The 13,772-nt window shown below is 76.5% G+C and carries 15 protein-coding genes; 12 read left to right on the top strand and 3 right to left on the bottom strand.

Annotation, left to right across the window (positions count from 1 at the left end):
• The first annotated feature begins 156 nt into the window (after nt 1–156).
• Genes AS188_RS01450 through AS188_RS17050 form a run of 8 tightly spaced genes read left to right on the top strand, consistent with a single transcriptional unit; the run spans nt 157 to nt 5,557 of the window.
• Nucleotides 157–441: a hypothetical protein gene (locus tag AS188_RS01450; protein WP_058857346.1), complete on the top strand. Its 285-nt coding sequence runs from the start codon at nt 157–159 to the stop codon at nt 439–441.
• Nucleotides 442–499: 58 nt separating this feature from the next.
• A complete protein-coding gene (locus AS188_RS01445) occupies nt 500–1,024 on the top strand; it encodes a hypothetical protein (protein WP_058857345.1) in 525 nt (174 codons plus the stop codon).
• A 26-nt stretch (nt 1,025–1,050) separates the two neighbouring features.
• On the top strand, nt 1,051–1,617 hold the full coding sequence (locus tag AS188_RS17065) for a hypothetical protein (protein ID WP_058857344.1): 567 nt from the start codon (nt 1,051–1,053) through the stop codon (nt 1,615–1,617).
• The gene (locus AS188_RS17060) at nt 1,614–2,528 is read left to right on the top strand and encodes an ATP-binding cassette domain-containing protein (protein ID WP_058857343.1); all 915 of its coding nucleotides are present in this window, start codon (nt 1,614–1,616) and stop codon (nt 2,526–2,528) included. The genes AS188_RS17065 and AS188_RS17060 overlap by 4 nt, the downstream gene beginning before the upstream one ends.
• Nucleotides 2,525–3,310, top strand: a complete 786-nt coding sequence (locus tag AS188_RS01430; protein WP_058857342.1) for a hypothetical protein — start codon at nt 2,525–2,527, stop codon at nt 3,308–3,310. Before AS188_RS17060 ends, AS188_RS01430 begins: the two co-directional genes overlap by 4 nt.
• A 13-nt stretch (nt 3,311–3,323) precedes the next feature.
• Nucleotides 3,324–3,494 carry a hypothetical protein gene (locus AS188_RS16760; RefSeq protein ID WP_157570905.1) on the top strand — a complete coding sequence of 57 codons (171 nt, stop codon included), beginning with the start codon at nt 3,324–3,326 and terminating at the stop codon, nt 3,492–3,494.
• A gap of 3 nt (nt 3,495–3,497) precedes the next feature.
• Nucleotides 3,498–4,952: a hypothetical protein gene (locus AS188_RS17055; RefSeq protein WP_058857341.1), complete on the top strand. Its 1,455-nt coding sequence runs from the start codon at nt 3,498–3,500 to the stop codon at nt 4,950–4,952.
• The gene (locus tag AS188_RS17050) at nt 4,940–5,557 is read left to right on the top strand and encodes an ABC transporter ATP-binding protein (protein ID WP_058857340.1); all 618 of its coding nucleotides are present in this window, start codon (nt 4,940–4,942) and stop codon (nt 5,555–5,557) included. Before AS188_RS17055 ends, AS188_RS17050 begins: the two co-directional genes overlap by 13 nt.
• A 13-nt stretch (nt 5,558–5,570) precedes the next feature.
• Here the strand turns inward: AS188_RS17050 and AS188_RS01415 are convergent, their stop codons facing one another.
• Together AS188_RS01415 and AS188_RS01410 are read right to left on the bottom strand one after the other, a co-directional pair.
• Nucleotides 5,571–6,443, bottom strand: coding sequence for a DUF8083 family protein (locus AS188_RS01415; RefSeq protein ID WP_157570904.1), 873 nt, complete (start codon nt 6,441–6,443; stop codon nt 5,571–5,573).
• A gap of 5 nt (nt 6,444–6,448) precedes the next feature.
• Complete coding sequence (locus AS188_RS01410; protein ID WP_058857339.1) at nt 6,449–7,255, bottom strand: exodeoxyribonuclease III; 807 nt, start codon at nt 7,253–7,255, stop codon at nt 6,449–6,451.
• A 188-nt stretch (nt 7,256–7,443) separates the two neighbouring features.
• On the opposite strand from AS188_RS01410, the gene AS188_RS01405 reads away from it, so the two are divergent.
• Nucleotides 7,444–8,787 carry a CAP domain-containing protein gene (locus tag AS188_RS01405; RefSeq protein WP_058857338.1) on the top strand — a complete coding sequence of 448 codons (1,344 nt, stop codon included), beginning with the start codon at nt 7,444–7,446 and terminating at the stop codon, nt 8,785–8,787.
• 34 nt (nt 8,788–8,821) lie between these two features.
• Here AS188_RS01405 and nadE read toward each other — a convergent pair whose 3' ends face one another.
• Entirely contained in the window at nt 8,822–9,646 is an 825-nt protein-coding gene (nadE, locus tag AS188_RS01400; protein WP_058857337.1) for an ammonia-dependent NAD(+) synthetase, read from the bottom strand.
• A 78-nt stretch (nt 9,647–9,724) separates the two neighbouring features.
• Here nadE and modA point away from each other — a divergent pair, with 78 nt between their 5' ends.
• Genes modA through AS188_RS01385 form a run of 3 tightly spaced genes read left to right on the top strand, consistent with a single transcriptional unit; the run spans nt 9,725 to nt 13,751 of the window.
• Nucleotides 9,725–10,579, top strand: coding sequence for a molybdate ABC transporter substrate-binding protein (gene modA / locus AS188_RS01395; RefSeq protein WP_083529140.1), 855 nt, complete (start codon nt 9,725–9,727; stop codon nt 10,577–10,579).
• Entirely contained in the window at nt 10,576–11,355 is a 780-nt protein-coding gene (locus tag AS188_RS01390) for an enoyl-CoA hydratase (RefSeq protein WP_058857336.1), read from the top strand. Before modA ends, AS188_RS01390 begins: the two co-directional genes overlap by 4 nt.
• Nucleotides 11,356–11,408: 53 nt before the next feature.
• On the top strand, nt 11,409–13,751 hold the full coding sequence (locus tag AS188_RS01385) for a glycoside hydrolase family 65 protein (protein ID WP_058857335.1): 2,343 nt from the start codon (nt 11,409–11,411) through the stop codon (nt 13,749–13,751).
• Nucleotides 13,752–13,772 lie beyond the last annotated feature (21 nt).

The raw sequence follows: 13,772 nt of genomic DNA, 5'->3' as shown, positions 1-13,772 counted from the left end.
CAGCACGGGCCGCGGCGGTCCTCATCCGGACGGCGGACCGGTGGGCGGGAGGATCCATCCGAAAGTACATGTATTCGGATCAGTTCCGCTCTAGGGTCGAGGAGTCGCCGGCGGATCCCCGCCGGGCCGACCACGCCACCAGGAGGTAGAGCACTGATGAGCACCACCACGACCTTGGACCGGAAGAAGCTCGGCGGCGCCGCCGCCGTCCTCGCCGCATCGAGCATCGGCACCCTGTTCGCCGCCTTCGGCGCCCTGTGGGTGGCCGGATCGCTGGGCATCTCGACCGCCGCCGCCAGCCAGATCGTCGCGGCCATCGCCGCCGGCGGCTGGGCCCTGCGAGCCGTCATCATCGTGTTCGGCGCGGGCGTGATCGGCGCCATCGCCGCCACCGTGATGTGGTTCATCACGACCAAGGGCAAGGGCGCCGCGATTGCCTGACGCACCCTCCCGGCGGAGCCCCGGCGGGCTCCGCCGGGGCGGACGCGGGCGCGCACCCGTGGCGCTGCGGCGGACGCTTCTCGTCAGCGCGGCGGCGGTCCTCGTGCTCACGGCCGCCGGGGTGCTGCTGGGCTACACCTCGCTGGCGGGCCTGAGCGGGGACGGGACGTGGGCCCCGCGGGCCGGCACGGAACCGGTCCCCGCCGCCCGGATCGCCACGACGAACCTGGCCGCCGCCGCCCTGCTGTTCTCCGGGGCCGCCACGGGCGGCATCGGCACCGCCGTCGGCCTGCTCCTGGTCTCCGCCTACGTCGGGGCGACCTGGGCCGTGGCCACCGGCAACCTGGGCTGGCAGCGGGTGCTCGAGGAGATCGGGCCCTACGCAGGGCTCGAGTTCGGGGGCCTGCTGCTCGTCGCGGTCGGGGGCCTGCTGCCGGCGGTCCACGCCGGGCGCGCCGCCCTCGCGGACGCCCGCCCCCGCCCGTCCGCCTATCTCGGCGCCCTCGTGCCGGCGGCCGCCGTCGCCGTCGCCGGCGCCGCCGTCGTCGCCGTGGGCGCCGTCGTCGAGTCCGCTCTGCTGTGATGCCCATCGCATCCGGAAAGGCCGTCATGAGCCACACCGCCGAGACCCTCTCCCCGGCCGGTCCCGCCGCGCGCACCACCGGCCGGCGCACGGCCGTGCTGCTGGTGCTCGTCCTGACCTGCGTCATGGCCGTGCGCCTGCCCTCCCTCTACGCCGCGCTCGAGCGGGACTTCCCGGCGGAGCTGGCCGCGGAGCTGAGCGATCCGCAGCTGCGGACGCTGGCCCTGCGGGTCGGGGTCGCCGTCGGCCTGCTCGTCTCGGTCCTGGCCGCCGCGGTCTTCGTCCTCCTCGCCCGGCAGCTGGAGCGGACCGTGTTCCCCCGCACCGTGCGCGCCGGGGGCCTCGAGGTGGGTCTGCACACCACGGTCTACGTCCTGTCGGTGGTGGTGAACCAGGCCGTCCCCGCGCTGTGGCCCGCCGCCGCGGCGGCGGCACCGCTGCTGGTCCCGCTCGCGTGCGCCGTGGCCGCGACCGGGGGCGGGGCGCTCGCCCTGTCCGGGCCCCTGCGCCGGGCGGCGCCGAGGCCCCGGTCCGTCGCCGTGGCCAGCGCCTTCCTCCTCGCGGTCCTGGCCGGCTGGAACTGGCTCCCGTGACCGGGGGACTGACGCTGCGCGGCGTCTCGAAGGCGGTGGGCGGGACGGCTGTGCTCACCGACGTCGGCCTCGCGGTCCGTCCCGGCCGCGTGCACGCGCTGCTGGGCCCCAACGGCTCGGGGAAGACGACCACGGTCCGCGCCCTGCTCGGGCTGTGCCGCACCGACGCGGGGGAGATCCTCTTCTCGGGCGGCCCGCTGGAGCGGCGGCACGAGGACGGTCCCCGGCTCGCCGCCTGCTTCGACCGCCTCGGGGCCGACCGCGGGGCCCGGGTCCGCGACGTCGTCCGTCTCTACGCCGCCGCACGGCCCCGGTCCGCGCGGCTCCGGGAGGCGGTCCGCTCCCACGGCCCGATCGGCTCCCTCTGGCGCCGGCGCGTCGCGGAGCTCTCCTTCGGGCAGCGCCAGCTCCTCTCGCTGTGCCTGGCACTGGCCACCGAGGCCGACCTCTACCTCCTGGACGAGCCGTTCAACGGGCTGGACGTCTTCACGAAGCTCGAGGTGGTCGAACGGATCCAGCGGCTCGCCCGGGACGGGGCGTGCGTCCTGGTGACCTCGCACACGCTCGACGGCTTCGAGGACGTCGTCGCCGACGTCACCCTCCTGCGCGGGGGCGAGGTCCTGTTCACGGGCACGAAGGAGCAGCTGCTGCGCACCGCCGGTGCGGACGAGCTCCTCGTGCGCACCGACGACGACGGGCACGCGCTGGCCCGGCTCGCCGAGGCCGGCCACCGGGCCCGGTCGGCGGCGCACGGGCTGCTCGTCGAGGCCCGCACCACCGACGAGATCGGGCACCTCCTGAGCCGGGCGGGGGTGGCCGTCCTCGAGCTGCGCCGCCGCGAGCCGTCCCTGCAGGACGCGTTCGTCGGCCTCGTCGGCGCGCGCGGCGCGGACGGGGAGGGGGGCCGATGAGCTTCGGGACGATGGTGCGCTACGAGTTCCTCCGCGTCGTGCTCTCCCCGCTGCACCGGGCCGCCGCGCTGACGGCGGTGGTCGTCTCCGTGCTGGGCTGCCTCAGCTACCTGGTGCTGCTCCGTCAGCTGACCCCCGGCGACGGCGGCACGGCCGTCGAGGCCGTGCAGCTGGCCCTCGGCAAGGGCTCGGTGCTCCACCTGTACGCGGCGCTGCACGGGGCCCTGGCCGTGGGGGCGGAGCTCGGCAGCGGACGCGCGGCGCAGCTGCTCGTCGCCGACGGGCGCCGGGGACGGTGGCTCGCCGCCAAGGCGCTCGTGGCCGCCGCCTGCGTGCTGCCGCTCCAGGTCGTGACCGCCGCGGTGTGCGTGCCGCTGATCCCCGTGCTGGCCGGCGCGGAGACGGCGGGCCCACCGGGCCTCGTCCTCACCGTGGTGCTCGGCGGCGCCGCGAACGCCCTGCTGTGGATCGCCTACGGCACGGGCCTCGGCGTCCTGCTCCGCGGATCGCCCTGGACGGTCCCCGCCGTCCTGGCGCTCCCGTTCGTGCTCGGCCAGCTCTTCCGCGCCCTGGGAGCCTCGACCAGGGCGCCCGAGTGGCTGTCCTCGGTCGACCCGTTCCGGGGCGCCGAGCTGCTGCGCGCACCGCTGGCCGTCGACGCGCCCCTCGTGCTCGCCCCCGGCGACGGCGCGGACGCCACGGTCGTGTACTTCACCGTGTTCGCCCTCGGCGCGGCGATGATGGGGGCCAGAAGTTTCCGGATCCGTGATGTCAACCCCTGAAAGAAGGTCAACCATGCTCCGCATCGGCTTCTCCGCCGTCGTCCTCCTGTCCGTCGTGGCCGGTCTCGTCCTGGCGGGCGTCGGCCTGTCCCGGGGCGAGACCGGGCTGGTGGTGATCGGCGCCGTGTGGGCGCTCTTCGGGCTGCTGTGCTCGGTCAGCGTCGCCAAGCTCTGGTCGCGCTGAGCGGTGCCGGTCCCCGCCGCCGCGGCCGACCTGCGCGTGGTCGCTGCCTACGCGACGCTGGTCGGGCGCTCCCAGCACGCGCCGCTCAGGGACTGGGTGGGCTTCCGCGTCTGGCTCCTCCTGCGCCGGAGCCTGCGCACGGCCGGCGCCGTCCTGGCGGCCGGCGCCGGCTGGCTGGCCGGTGCGCTGTGGACGACGGCCGGCGGCACCCCGGCCGCCGCCGCGTCGGCGGCCTCGCTGCTGGCCGTCGCCGCCGGCGGGCTGCTGATCCTGCGCAACAGCATGTCCGAACGGCGCACCGCCGTCTGCGCCCCGCCCGAGCGGGCGCTGCTGGCGATCACGGACGTGACCCGGCTGCACGTGTGGCTGGTGCGCTCCCTCCGTCCCGACCTGGCCGCGTTCGCGGGCCTCGCCGTCCTCCTCACGGCCTTCGGCGCGGCCGCCGGGCTTCGCCCCTCCCAGGCGGGCGCCGTCGCCGCCCTGCTCGGGGGCGCGCTCCTGGCGGTCGCCCTGGTCGACGCCCTGTGGGCGCTCTCGCGCCCCCAGGCGCGCCGGCGCGGGCCGGTGCGCCTGAACCCGCTGCTGGGGGCCGCGGTGCTGGTGCTCGCGTGGGCCGTGACGGCCGGAATCCGCGCGGGGACGGCCGGCCTCCCGGTGCCGGTCCCGGCGCCCGCCCTCGCCGTGGCGCCCTGGCCGGTCCTGGCCGTGGACGCCCTGCTGCTCACGGCCGTGGTGCTGCTCGTCCCCGTGCTGCGCCGCGCCGGGTACGACGCCGGTGCGCCCGGGCCCGCCCCCGTTCCGGCGGGCGCGGGCGTGGCCTCGCGCACGAGCAGCAGGGTGGCCGGCTCGGCCGTGCTCCCCTTCCTGCGCTCCACGGGCCGCCTGGTGGCCGTGCTGGGCCTGCTGGGCGCGGGGTGCCGGCTGGGCGGCGGTCTCGGGGCGGAGCTCACACCGGTGGTGTGGTCGGTGGTGCGGGGCTACGCCTTCATCTCCGCGATCGTGCTCGTGGGCCTGTTCTTCTCCGTGGCCGGGCCCAGCGCCTCGGTCGCCCACCTGCGCTACGAGTGGGAGGTCTCGGGGCGGAGCATGGCGCGGGTGCTCCTCGGCGCGCTCGGGGCGCTGCCCCGGCTCGTGGGCCGGGAGTGGCTGTTCCTGGCCGCGGGGGTCGGCCTGCTCGTCTCCGCCCGGTCGGCGCTGGCGCTCGGCCTGCTGCCGATCCTCGTGGTGGGCGCCGCCCTGATCGCCGAGGCCGTGGAGGGCGGGGGGCAGGGCGTCGACGGGAGGACGACCCAGGGCACGGTCTCCTCCGTGTGCGTCCTCGCACTGTGCGCCCCGTTCTTCGCGCTGTCCTCGGGGGCCTGGGGCGTGGCAGCGCTGTCCGTATACACCTGCGCCGTGCTCGCCGTGGGCGTGGCCGTCGCGGTCCACCGCACGAGAGGAGTCCCGTGGCGGGCTTGATCGACTTCCAGGACGTGTTCTTCGGCTACGGGGACCAGCCGGTGCTCCGGGGGCTGCGCCTCACGGCGGACCCCGGCGCCGTGGTCCACCTGACCGGCCCCAACGGCTCCGGCAAGAGCTCGGTGCTGCTGCTCTACGCCGGGTACGCAGCGGCGGGCTCCGGTGCGGTGCGGGTGTGCGGGCACGACGCCCAGGACCCGGCCGTGCGGGCACTCCGGCGCTACTGCGGGGTCGACCAGGCCCTCTACCCGCAGCTGACGGTGCGCGAGCACCTGGAGTTCGCCACCCGCGCCCGGGGCCTGCCGTGGCGTGCCGCCGCGTCCCGGGCGGAACGGTACGGGCTGGACCGGTGGACCGACGACACGGTCTCCGCGCTCTCCACGGGCAGCGCCCGCAAGCTGTGGATCATCATGTGCACGCTCGGGGAGTTCGCCGCGGTGGGCCTGGACGAGCCCTTCCTGGGCCTCGACGAGGAGGCCGCCGGGGTGCTCGCCGAGGAGCTCGTGGAGTGGAGCCGCGACCGCGCGGTGCTGCTGGTCAGCCACGACGTCCCCCGGACCCTGACGGGCCGGCGCGAGGTGGCGCTGGGCGCCGCCGTCGGCTGAGCGGCCCCGCCGCTCAGCTGGCGGTCTCGAGGTGGGCCAGGGGCAGCCAGCGGTGCATCAGCCGGCGGAAGGCCACCGCCGCGCCGGTGTCGTCCCGGGCGTCGAGCAGGGCGACGGCGTCCTGGAGGTCCTGCGGGCTCTCGTCGGGCTGGAACCGGTCGGCGACCGCGCCGTAGTGCAGCACCAGCAGCCCGTTGGCGGGGAAGGCCCCCAGCCACCGGGCCAGGTGCGTGAGGTCCTCGCCGAGCCCCTCGAGGTCCTCCCCGCCGGCGTCCTCCACGACCTGTGCGGCGTGCACGACGCGGCGGGTGGCGACGTCGACCGGCACGGCGCAGCGGTGCACCCGGTTGCCGTGGTGGAGGCTCTCCACGTGGTCCTCCGCCGTGAAGGGCGCGAACCACGCCATCGGCGCCGTGAACGCCGCCTGCCGCGCGTACACCGGGGTGAAGTGCTCCCGGGTGACGCGCTCGCCGGCGGCCTTCACGGCCTCCTCCGGGACGAGCAGGGACGGCAGCGGCTGCCCGCCCTCCTCCTCCGCCAGCGCCACGAGGCGCAGGGACCGGCGCAGCCGCTGCGGGGGGTGGAAGACGGGGAAGTCCCCGAGACCGGCGGCGAGCATCCGCCGCCCCGCGGGGGCGCAGGAGAACGGCAGCGTCCACAGGGGCTCGCTCGCCGGGGGCAGGGGGTCCGCCCCCGGTGCGGCGAGGCGGGCCAGCTGCTCGGTGAGCTGGTTGACCCCGGCCTCCTCCGGCGGCAGCGCCCGGGGCAGCAGGGGCGCGTAGAGGGCGTCGAGGTCCTCGGCGGGCACGTAGACCCGCAGGGCGAACTCGTGCGGGATCCCCGTCGCGGAGCGGAACGCCCGCCCGACCTGCAGCAGCTGGGCCACGGCGCTCAGTCGATCGCCACGACGACGGGCGCGTGGTCGGAGGCGCCCTTGCCCTTGCGCTCCTCGCGGTCGATCAGGGCGTCGGTGACGCGCGCGGCGAGGGCGGGGGAGTAGAGCTGGAAGTCGATGCGCATGCCCTCCTTCTTGGGGAAGCGCAGGCCCTTGTAGTCCCAGTAGGTGTAGACGCCGGGGCCGGGGTGGCGGGGGCGCACCACGTCCTGGTAGCCGGCCTCCTCGAGGAACGCCCGGAAGGCCGCGCGCTCGGGCTCGCTGACGTGGGTGAGCCCGTTGTCGAGGAAGAACTGCAGGTCCCACACGTCCTCGTCCTGCGGGGCCACGTTCCAGTCGCCGACCAGGGCGACCTGCGCCGCGGCGTCCTCCTCGACCCACCGGCGGGCGTGGTCCTTGAGCACCCGCAGCCACTCGAGCTTGTACGGCATGTGGGGATCCTCCAGGCCCCGGCCGTTGGGGACGTAGAGGGACCACACGCGCACCCCGCCGCACGTGGCGCCGATCGCGCGCGCCTCCGGCACCGGTTCCTCGCCGGGCTTGCCGAAGGCGGGCTGGTCCGGGAAGGTGCGCTCGACGTCGTCGAGGCCCACCCGGGAGGCGATGGCCACGCCGTTCCACTGGCTCAGGCCGAAGTGGGCGACGTCGTAGCCCATGAACTCGAACAGCTCCCAGGGGAAGTTCTCGTCCTTCGCCTTGGTCTCCTGGATCGCGAGGACGTCCACGTCGGAGCGCCGCAGCCACGCCTCCACGCGGTCGGCGCGGGCGCGGATGGAGTTCACGTTCCAGGTGGCGATCCTCATGCGCTCCACGTTACCGGCTGGCGTGCCCGCGCCCGTGCCCCGGACGGGTCCGCGCCGCGCCCGTGCCGCGCCCGCCCGGCCCGGCGACTCCCCGTGACGCGCTCCCCTGGCCAGGCTGGATTGCTAATGCTAATTTTTGTCCGGCCCGCGTCCCCCGGCGGTGCCGCCCCCAGCCCGAGGAGCCCCCCGTGCCCGCTGTCCCGCCCCGCTCCCTCCTGGCCCTGGCCACCGCCACGGCCCTGCTGCTCGGGGGCGTTCCGGCGCTCGCCGCCGAGCTGCCCGCCCCGGCCGCCGCGGACCCCGGTGCGCCCGCCCCGGAGCCGGGCGCGTCCGCTCCCGGCGGCCGGCCCGGATCCGCCCCGGGGGGCGTGCTCAGCGGCGGGGCGACGATCGACGGCGCGCCCGCCGCCCCGCCCGCGGCCCCGGCCGGTGCCGCGGCGGCCGCCGCGGATCCCCGCGCCGGGGAGCCCTCCGCCCCGGGGTCCTCGGCCGGCCGCACGGGCACCGCCGCCGCGGCCCCCGTCACCACGCTCGCCCACGTCGAGGAGGCCTTCCGGATCGTCAACGAGCACCGGGGGCAGGCGAGACGGGCGCCGCTGGCCTACAACAGCGCCCTCTCGCGCACCGCCCAGCGGTGGGCCGAGACCATGGCCGCGGCCCGGGCGCCGCTGTCCAACCCCGACCCGTGGTCCGGGGCCCCGGCCGGGGGGACGCGGATGGACCAGTACTACGGCAAGGGCGAGTTCACCGGGACGTTCGCGGGCACGGACGCCGTGCAGGCGCTCACCCACTGGCTGCTGGACTTCTACCCGCGCAACGGCACCGACCAGTTCGCCCGGGACCTCACGCACGTGGGCATCGGGGTGGCCCACGTGCCCACGACCGGCCCGGACGGTCCCGGGTGGGAGACCTACCTGACCCTCTACTACTACGCGTACCCGGCCGGGCAGGCCGTGCCCGGCACCTGGGCCGACCCGGAGTCGGGCTGGCAGGCCCCCGTGCCCACGGCCCACCCCGTGGGCGGGGCCATCGGCTCGCGCTGGGCCCGGATGGGCGGGGAGGCCGTGGTCGGGGCGCCGACCACCCCCGAGCGCGGCGGGCTCGCCGAGGGCGGGGTCTACCAGCAGTTCGCCCGCGCCGGGCGCACCACCACGATCTACTGGGCCCCGGGCCACGGCGCCTGGCCCCTGGAGAACTGGACCGCGATCGGGCGCAAGTGGATCGCCGCGGGCCGGGAGCACACCCACGGCCTGCCCGTGATCGAGGAGCGGTCCCTGCCCGGCGGCGCCTGGCAGATGTTCCGCCGCGGGACGAACGTCTACAAGGTGCTCTGGAGCCCGGGCGCCGGGGCCCGGATCGTGCAGGAGAACAGCGCGATCGGGCAGCGGTGGAAGGCGGCCGGCTACGAGCGCGGCTACGGCTTCCCGGTCACCGACGAGTACCGGTGGGGCACGGAGGTCCGCCAGCGCTTCTCCGGAGGCCACACCGTGCACTGGTCGTCGGTGACGAAGCGGGTGTGGGTCACCCGCTGAACCCGGCCCGCGGGAGCGGGCCGGGAGCGCGGGCTCAGCGGCGCCACCAGTCGTCGAGGGGCGTGGCGGGCGTCGTGCGCTTGTGACGGGTGATGCGCCAGCGGTGCTCGATCCGCTCCGCCACCGCGTCGTCGACCTCCCGGCCCTCGAGGTAGTCGTCGATGTCGTCGTAGGAGAGCCCCAGCTCGGCCTCGTCGGTCTGGCCCGGGGCGTCGTCGAGCAGGTCGGCGGTCGGGGCCTTGGCCCACAGCCGCTCCTCGGCGCCGAGGGTCTTCGTCAGCAGCCGGTTCTGCCGCTTGTTCAGCCCGAACAGCGGCAGCACGTCCGCCCCGCCGTCGCCGTACTTGGTGAAGAACCCCGTCACGGACTCGGCGCCGTGGTCGGTGCCGAGCACGAGCAGGTTGCGCTCCCCGGCCAGGGCGTACTGGGCGATCATCCGCACCCGGGCCTTGATGTTGCCCTTGTTGAAGTCGGAGATCTCCCGGCCCGCGGCCTGGCGGAACTCCGTCTCGAAGCCGTCCACGGCGGCGGCCACGTTGTAGGTCACGGTGGTGGACGGGCGGATGAACTCCAGGGCCGCCTGCGCGTCGTCCTCGTCGTGCTGGACCCTGTAGGGAAGGCGCACCGCCACGAACTCGGCCGTCACACCGTCGGCGGCCAGGCGCTCGACCGCCAGCTGCGCGAGCCGGCCGGCCAGCGTGGAGTCCAGTCCCCCGCTGATGCCCAGCACGAAGCCGTTGGTGCCGCTGGCCCGGAGGTAGTCGCACAGGAAGCCCACCCGGGCCTCGATCTCCTGCTCCGGGTCGATCTCGGGCTTCACGCCCATCTCGTCGATGATTGCCCTCTGCAGTTCGCGCATGCCCCCATGCTAGACGGGCCCCGGCGCGCGGCGGCAAGGACCCGCCCGGCCGGGAGGCGCCCGGCTAGGATCGGCGCCATGCCCCAGCGCACCGGAGGAGACGCCCGCCCGGCCGCCCGGCCGACCGGCCGGGCGCGCCGCCGCGCCGCGGCCGCGCTGCTGCCGCTCGCGGCCCTGACCGGGTGCGCTCCCACCGCGGCCGGGGACCGCCTGGACGTGTGGGCGGCGTCCTCCCTCGCCGGCGTGCTCCCCGAGCTCGCGGCCGAGTACGAGCGGGCCCACCCCGGCACGGAGGTGGCCCTCAACTTCTCCGGCTCCTCGGACCTCGCCGTGCAGATCGCCGAGGGCGCCCCCGCCGACCTGTTCGTCGCCGCCGACGAGCGCACCCTGCAGCGGGTCCTCGACGCCGGCCGGGCCGCCGGGCCGGCGCGGCCCGTGGCGACCAACCGGCTGGTGATCGCGGTGGCCGAGGGCAACCCCCGCGGCGTGGGCTCCCTCGCCGACCTCGCCGGGGACGGGGTGCGCACCGTGGTGTGCGCCGAGCAGGTCCCCTGCGGGCACGCCGCGCGCACCGTCCAGGACCTGGCCGGGGTCGACCTGCGCCCGGTGAGCGAGGAGAACGCCGTGACCGACGTCCTCGGCAAGGTCCGCACCGGGCAGGCCGACGCGGGGCTCGTCTACGTCACCGACGTCGCCGCCCACGAGGACGAGCTCGACGCCGTGGCCCTGCCCGAGGCCGCCGCCGCGGCCAACCCGTACGCCGCCGTGGTGGTCCCCGGCGGCGAGGAGGACGCCGCCGCGGCGTTCGCCGAGCTGCTCACCGGCCCCGCGGGCCGGGAGCGGCTGGCCGCGGCGGGCTTCGGCCCGCCCCCCGCCGCGACGACGCCGGCGGGCACCGACCCCGATCCGCACGACCCAGGAGGCAGCGCATGACCGAGCAGCACGAGAACATCCGGGTGGAGACCCGCGGCCGCACCGGGATCATCACCCTGCACCGGCCCAAGGCCCTCAACGCCCTCGACGCCGCGACCCTGCGCGAGGTCGTGGCCGCCGCGGCCGCGATGGACGCCGACCCGGGCATCGGGGCGATCGTGCTCACCGGCTCCGGGAAGGCCTTCGCCGCAGGGGCCGACATCAAGGAGATGGCCGACCGGGGCTTCTCGGAGATGTTCCGCGCGGACTGGTTCGCCGGCTGGGACGCCTTCACCCGGGTCCGCACCCCGGTGGTCGGCGCCGTGGCCGGCTACGCCCTCGGCGGGGGCTGCGAGCTCGCGATGATGTGCGACGTGCTCATCGCCGCCGACACCGCCCGCTTCGGCCAGCCCGAGATCAACCTCGGGGTCATCCCCGGGATGGGCGGCTCCCAGCGGCTGACCCGGGCCGTGGGCAAGGCCAAGGCCATGGACATGGTGCTCACCGGCCGGCAGATGGACGCCGCGGAGGCCGAGCGCGCGGGCCTCGTCTCCCGCGTGGTGCCCGCCGACCGCCTCCTCGACGAGGCCCTCGAGGTGGCGGGCACGATCGCGGCGAAGTCCCTGCCGGCGGCCATGGCCGCGAAGGAGGCGGTCTCCGCCGCCTTCGAGACCGGCCTGGCCCAGGGGGTGCTGTTCGAGCGCCGGCTCTTCCACGGGCTGTTCGCCACCGAGGACCAGAAGGAGGGCATGGCCGCGTTCGCGGCCAAGCGCGAGCCGCGCTTCACGCACCGCTGAGCCGCCCGCCGCCGCGGCCGGGAGTCCCCGGCCGAGGCGGCTACGGTGGTGCCATGCAGACACCGCCGCACGACGCCTCCGCCTGGCAGGTCCGCGAGTCCGCCCTCGACCTCGGGGACCGGGGCGCCCTGGAGGCCGTGCTGACCCTCTCCAACGGCTACGTCGGGGTCCGGGGCACCCTCGACGAGCCGCAGCCCAGCGACTCCCGCGGCACGTTCATGGCGGGGGTCTACGAGTACCACCCGCTGTCCTACCCCGAGGGCGGCTACGGGCACCCCGAGCACGGGCAGGCGATCGTCGGCGTGGCCGACGGCAGCACCGTGCACCTGCAGGTCGACGGCGTGCCGCTGGACCTGCGGGAGAGCCCGCCCGAGCACCACGAGCGCGTGCTGGACCTGCGGGCGGGCACGCTGGAGCGCGAGACGCAGTGGACCACCCCGCGCGGGTCCCGGATGCGGCTGGCCTCCACACGCCTGGTCTCCCTGGCCCACCGCTCCGTCACGGCGATCCGCTACGAGGTCGAGGCCCTGGACCGCACCGTGCAGGTCGTGCTGCGCTCCGGGCTCGTGGCCAACGGCACCCCGCCCAAGGTGCGCAACGAGGACCCCCGCGTGGCCGAGGTGCTGGCCGAGCCCTTCCGCGCCGAGCGGCACTCCTGCCACGGGACCGGCGGGGTCCTCGTCCACCGCACCGCCCGCAGCGGCATCGGCGTCGCGGCCGCCGTCGAGCACGCCCTCGACGTCCCCGAGGGCGGCGCGGTGAGCACGCAGTGCGACGAGGACCGCGTGATGACGACCGTCGTCACCGACCTCGCCCCCGGGCAGCGGCTGCACCTCGTGAAGTACCTGTGCCACTCCTGGTCCGCGGAGGACCCCGCCGACGACCTCCGCGGTCAGGTGCTCGCCGCGATGGCCGGGGCGCGCCGGCGCGGCTGGGAGGGGCTGGTCGCGGACCAGCGCGCGGTCCTCGACGAGCACTGGGCCGGCGCCGACGTCGAGGTCGACGGCGCCCCCGACCTGCAGCTCGCGCTGCGCTTCGACCTGTTCCAGCTCCTCCAGGCCTCGGCCTGCGTGCACCGGGCCCCGGTCGGGGCGAAGGGACTGACCGGCGGCGGGTACAGCGGCCACACGTTCTGGGACGTCGAGGGCTTCGTGCTGCCGGCCCTGGCGCTGCTGCGCCCCCGCGACGCCGCCCGGCTGCTGCAGTGGCGCTCCTCCACCCTGGACCGGGCCCGCGAGCGGGCCCGCGTCCTGGACCTCGGCGGCGCGTCCTTCCCCTGGCGCACCATCGACGGGCACGAGACCTCCGCGTACTGGCCCGCCAGCACGGCGGCCATGCACGTCAACGCCGACATCGCCCGGGCCTTCACCTGGTGGGCGGACACGACCGGCGAGGAGCTGACCGCCGTCGGCGGCGTGGACGTGCTCGTGGAGACCGCCCGGGTGTGGGCGGCGACGGCCCACGAGGACCACGACGGCGGGGTCCACCTGCTCGGGATGACGGGGCCGGACGAGTACACCGGCGTGGTCGACGACAACGTGTTCACCAACCTCATGGCCCGGCGCAACCTCCGGGCCGCCGCCGCGGCGTGCGCGGCCCACCCCGACCACGTGGGCCGCCTCGGCGTGAGCGCCGACGAGCTGGACCGGTGGCGGGACCTCGCGCAGCGCCTCCACGTCCCCTTCGACGAGGTGCGCGGCGTGCACCCGGCCAACGCGGGCTTCACCACCTACCGCGAGTGGGACTTCGAGGCCAAGCGGGACGGCTACCCGATCGAGGAGCACTTCCACTACGCGAAGATCTACCGCCGCCAGGTCGTCAAGCAGGCCGACCTCGTGCTGGCCCTGTGGTGGTGCGCCGAGGACTTCACCCCCGAGCAGACCGCCCGGGACCTCGACTACTACGAGCGGCGCACCGTGCGCGACTCGTCCCTGTCCGCGTGCGTGCAGGCCGTGGTCTGCGCCCGGGTGGGCCACCTCGACCTCGCCCACGCGTACCTGCGCGAGGCCGCCCTCGTGGACCTGCGGGATCTCCAGCAGGACACCGCCGAGGGACTGCACCTGGCCTCCGCCGGTGGGGCGTGGCTGGCGCTGGTCTGCGGCCTCGGCGGCCTGGACCCCGAGGGCGGGCGGCTGCGCCTGGCCCCCCGGCTGCCGGCGGGCCTGGACCGCATCGCCTTCCGCCTGCGCTGGCGCGGGCGCCGCCTCGGGGTGGAGACCACCCGCGCGGGCACCGTCGTGCGGGTCCTGGACGGGCAGCCCGGCGCGGTGGACCTGCAGATCGATGGGCGGGCCCGCACGGCCGCGCCCGGGCGCCCCGCGACCGCCCCGCTGCACGTGCCCGACCCGCCCGCCCCCGCGCCGGTCCAGCCCCCCGGCCGGGCCCCGCGCGCCTGAGCGCCCGGCACGGCGCCCCGC

This window comes from Kocuria flava (genome assembly GCF_001482365.1).
Lineage (GTDB): Bacteria > Actinomycetota > Actinomycetes > Actinomycetales > Micrococcaceae > Kocuria > Kocuria flava.
Note: the sequence above shows the minus strand (reverse complement) of the source record. Positions and strands in the feature narration are given on the sequence as shown.

Excerpts from the sequence above, each read along its gene's own strand:
- AS188_RS01450 (WP_058857346.1), top strand. The coding sequence starts at position 157 with ATGAGCACCACCACGACCTTGGACCGGAAGAAGCTCGGCGGCGCCGCC.
- AS188_RS17065 (WP_058857344.1), top strand. The coding sequence starts at position 1,051 with ATGAGCCACACCGCCGAGACCCTCTCCCCGGCCGGTCCCGCCGCGCGC.
- AS188_RS01430 (WP_058857342.1), top strand. The coding sequence starts at position 2,525 with ATGAGCTTCGGGACGATGGTGCGCTACGAGTTCCTCCGCGTCGTGCTC.
- AS188_RS16760 (WP_157570905.1), top strand. The coding sequence starts at position 3,324 with ATGCTCCGCATCGGCTTCTCCGCCGTCGTCCTCCTGTCCGTCGTGGCC.
- AS188_RS01410 (WP_058857339.1), bottom strand. The coding sequence starts at position 7,255 with ATGAGGATCGCCACCTGGAACGTGAACTCCATCCGCGCCCGCGCCGAC.
- nadE (WP_058857337.1), bottom strand. The coding sequence starts at position 9,646 with ATGCGCGAACTGCAGAGGGCAATCATCGACGAGATGGGCGTGAAGCCC.
- modA (WP_083529140.1), top strand. The coding sequence starts at position 9,725 with ATGCCCCAGCGCACCGGAGGAGACGCCCGCCCGGCCGCCCGGCCGACC.
- AS188_RS01390 (WP_058857336.1), top strand. The coding sequence starts at position 10,576 with ATGACCGAGCAGCACGAGAACATCCGGGTGGAGACCCGCGGCCGCACC.
- AS188_RS01385 (WP_058857335.1), top strand. The coding sequence starts at position 11,409 with ATGCAGACACCGCCGCACGACGCCTCCGCCTGGCAGGTCCGCGAGTCC.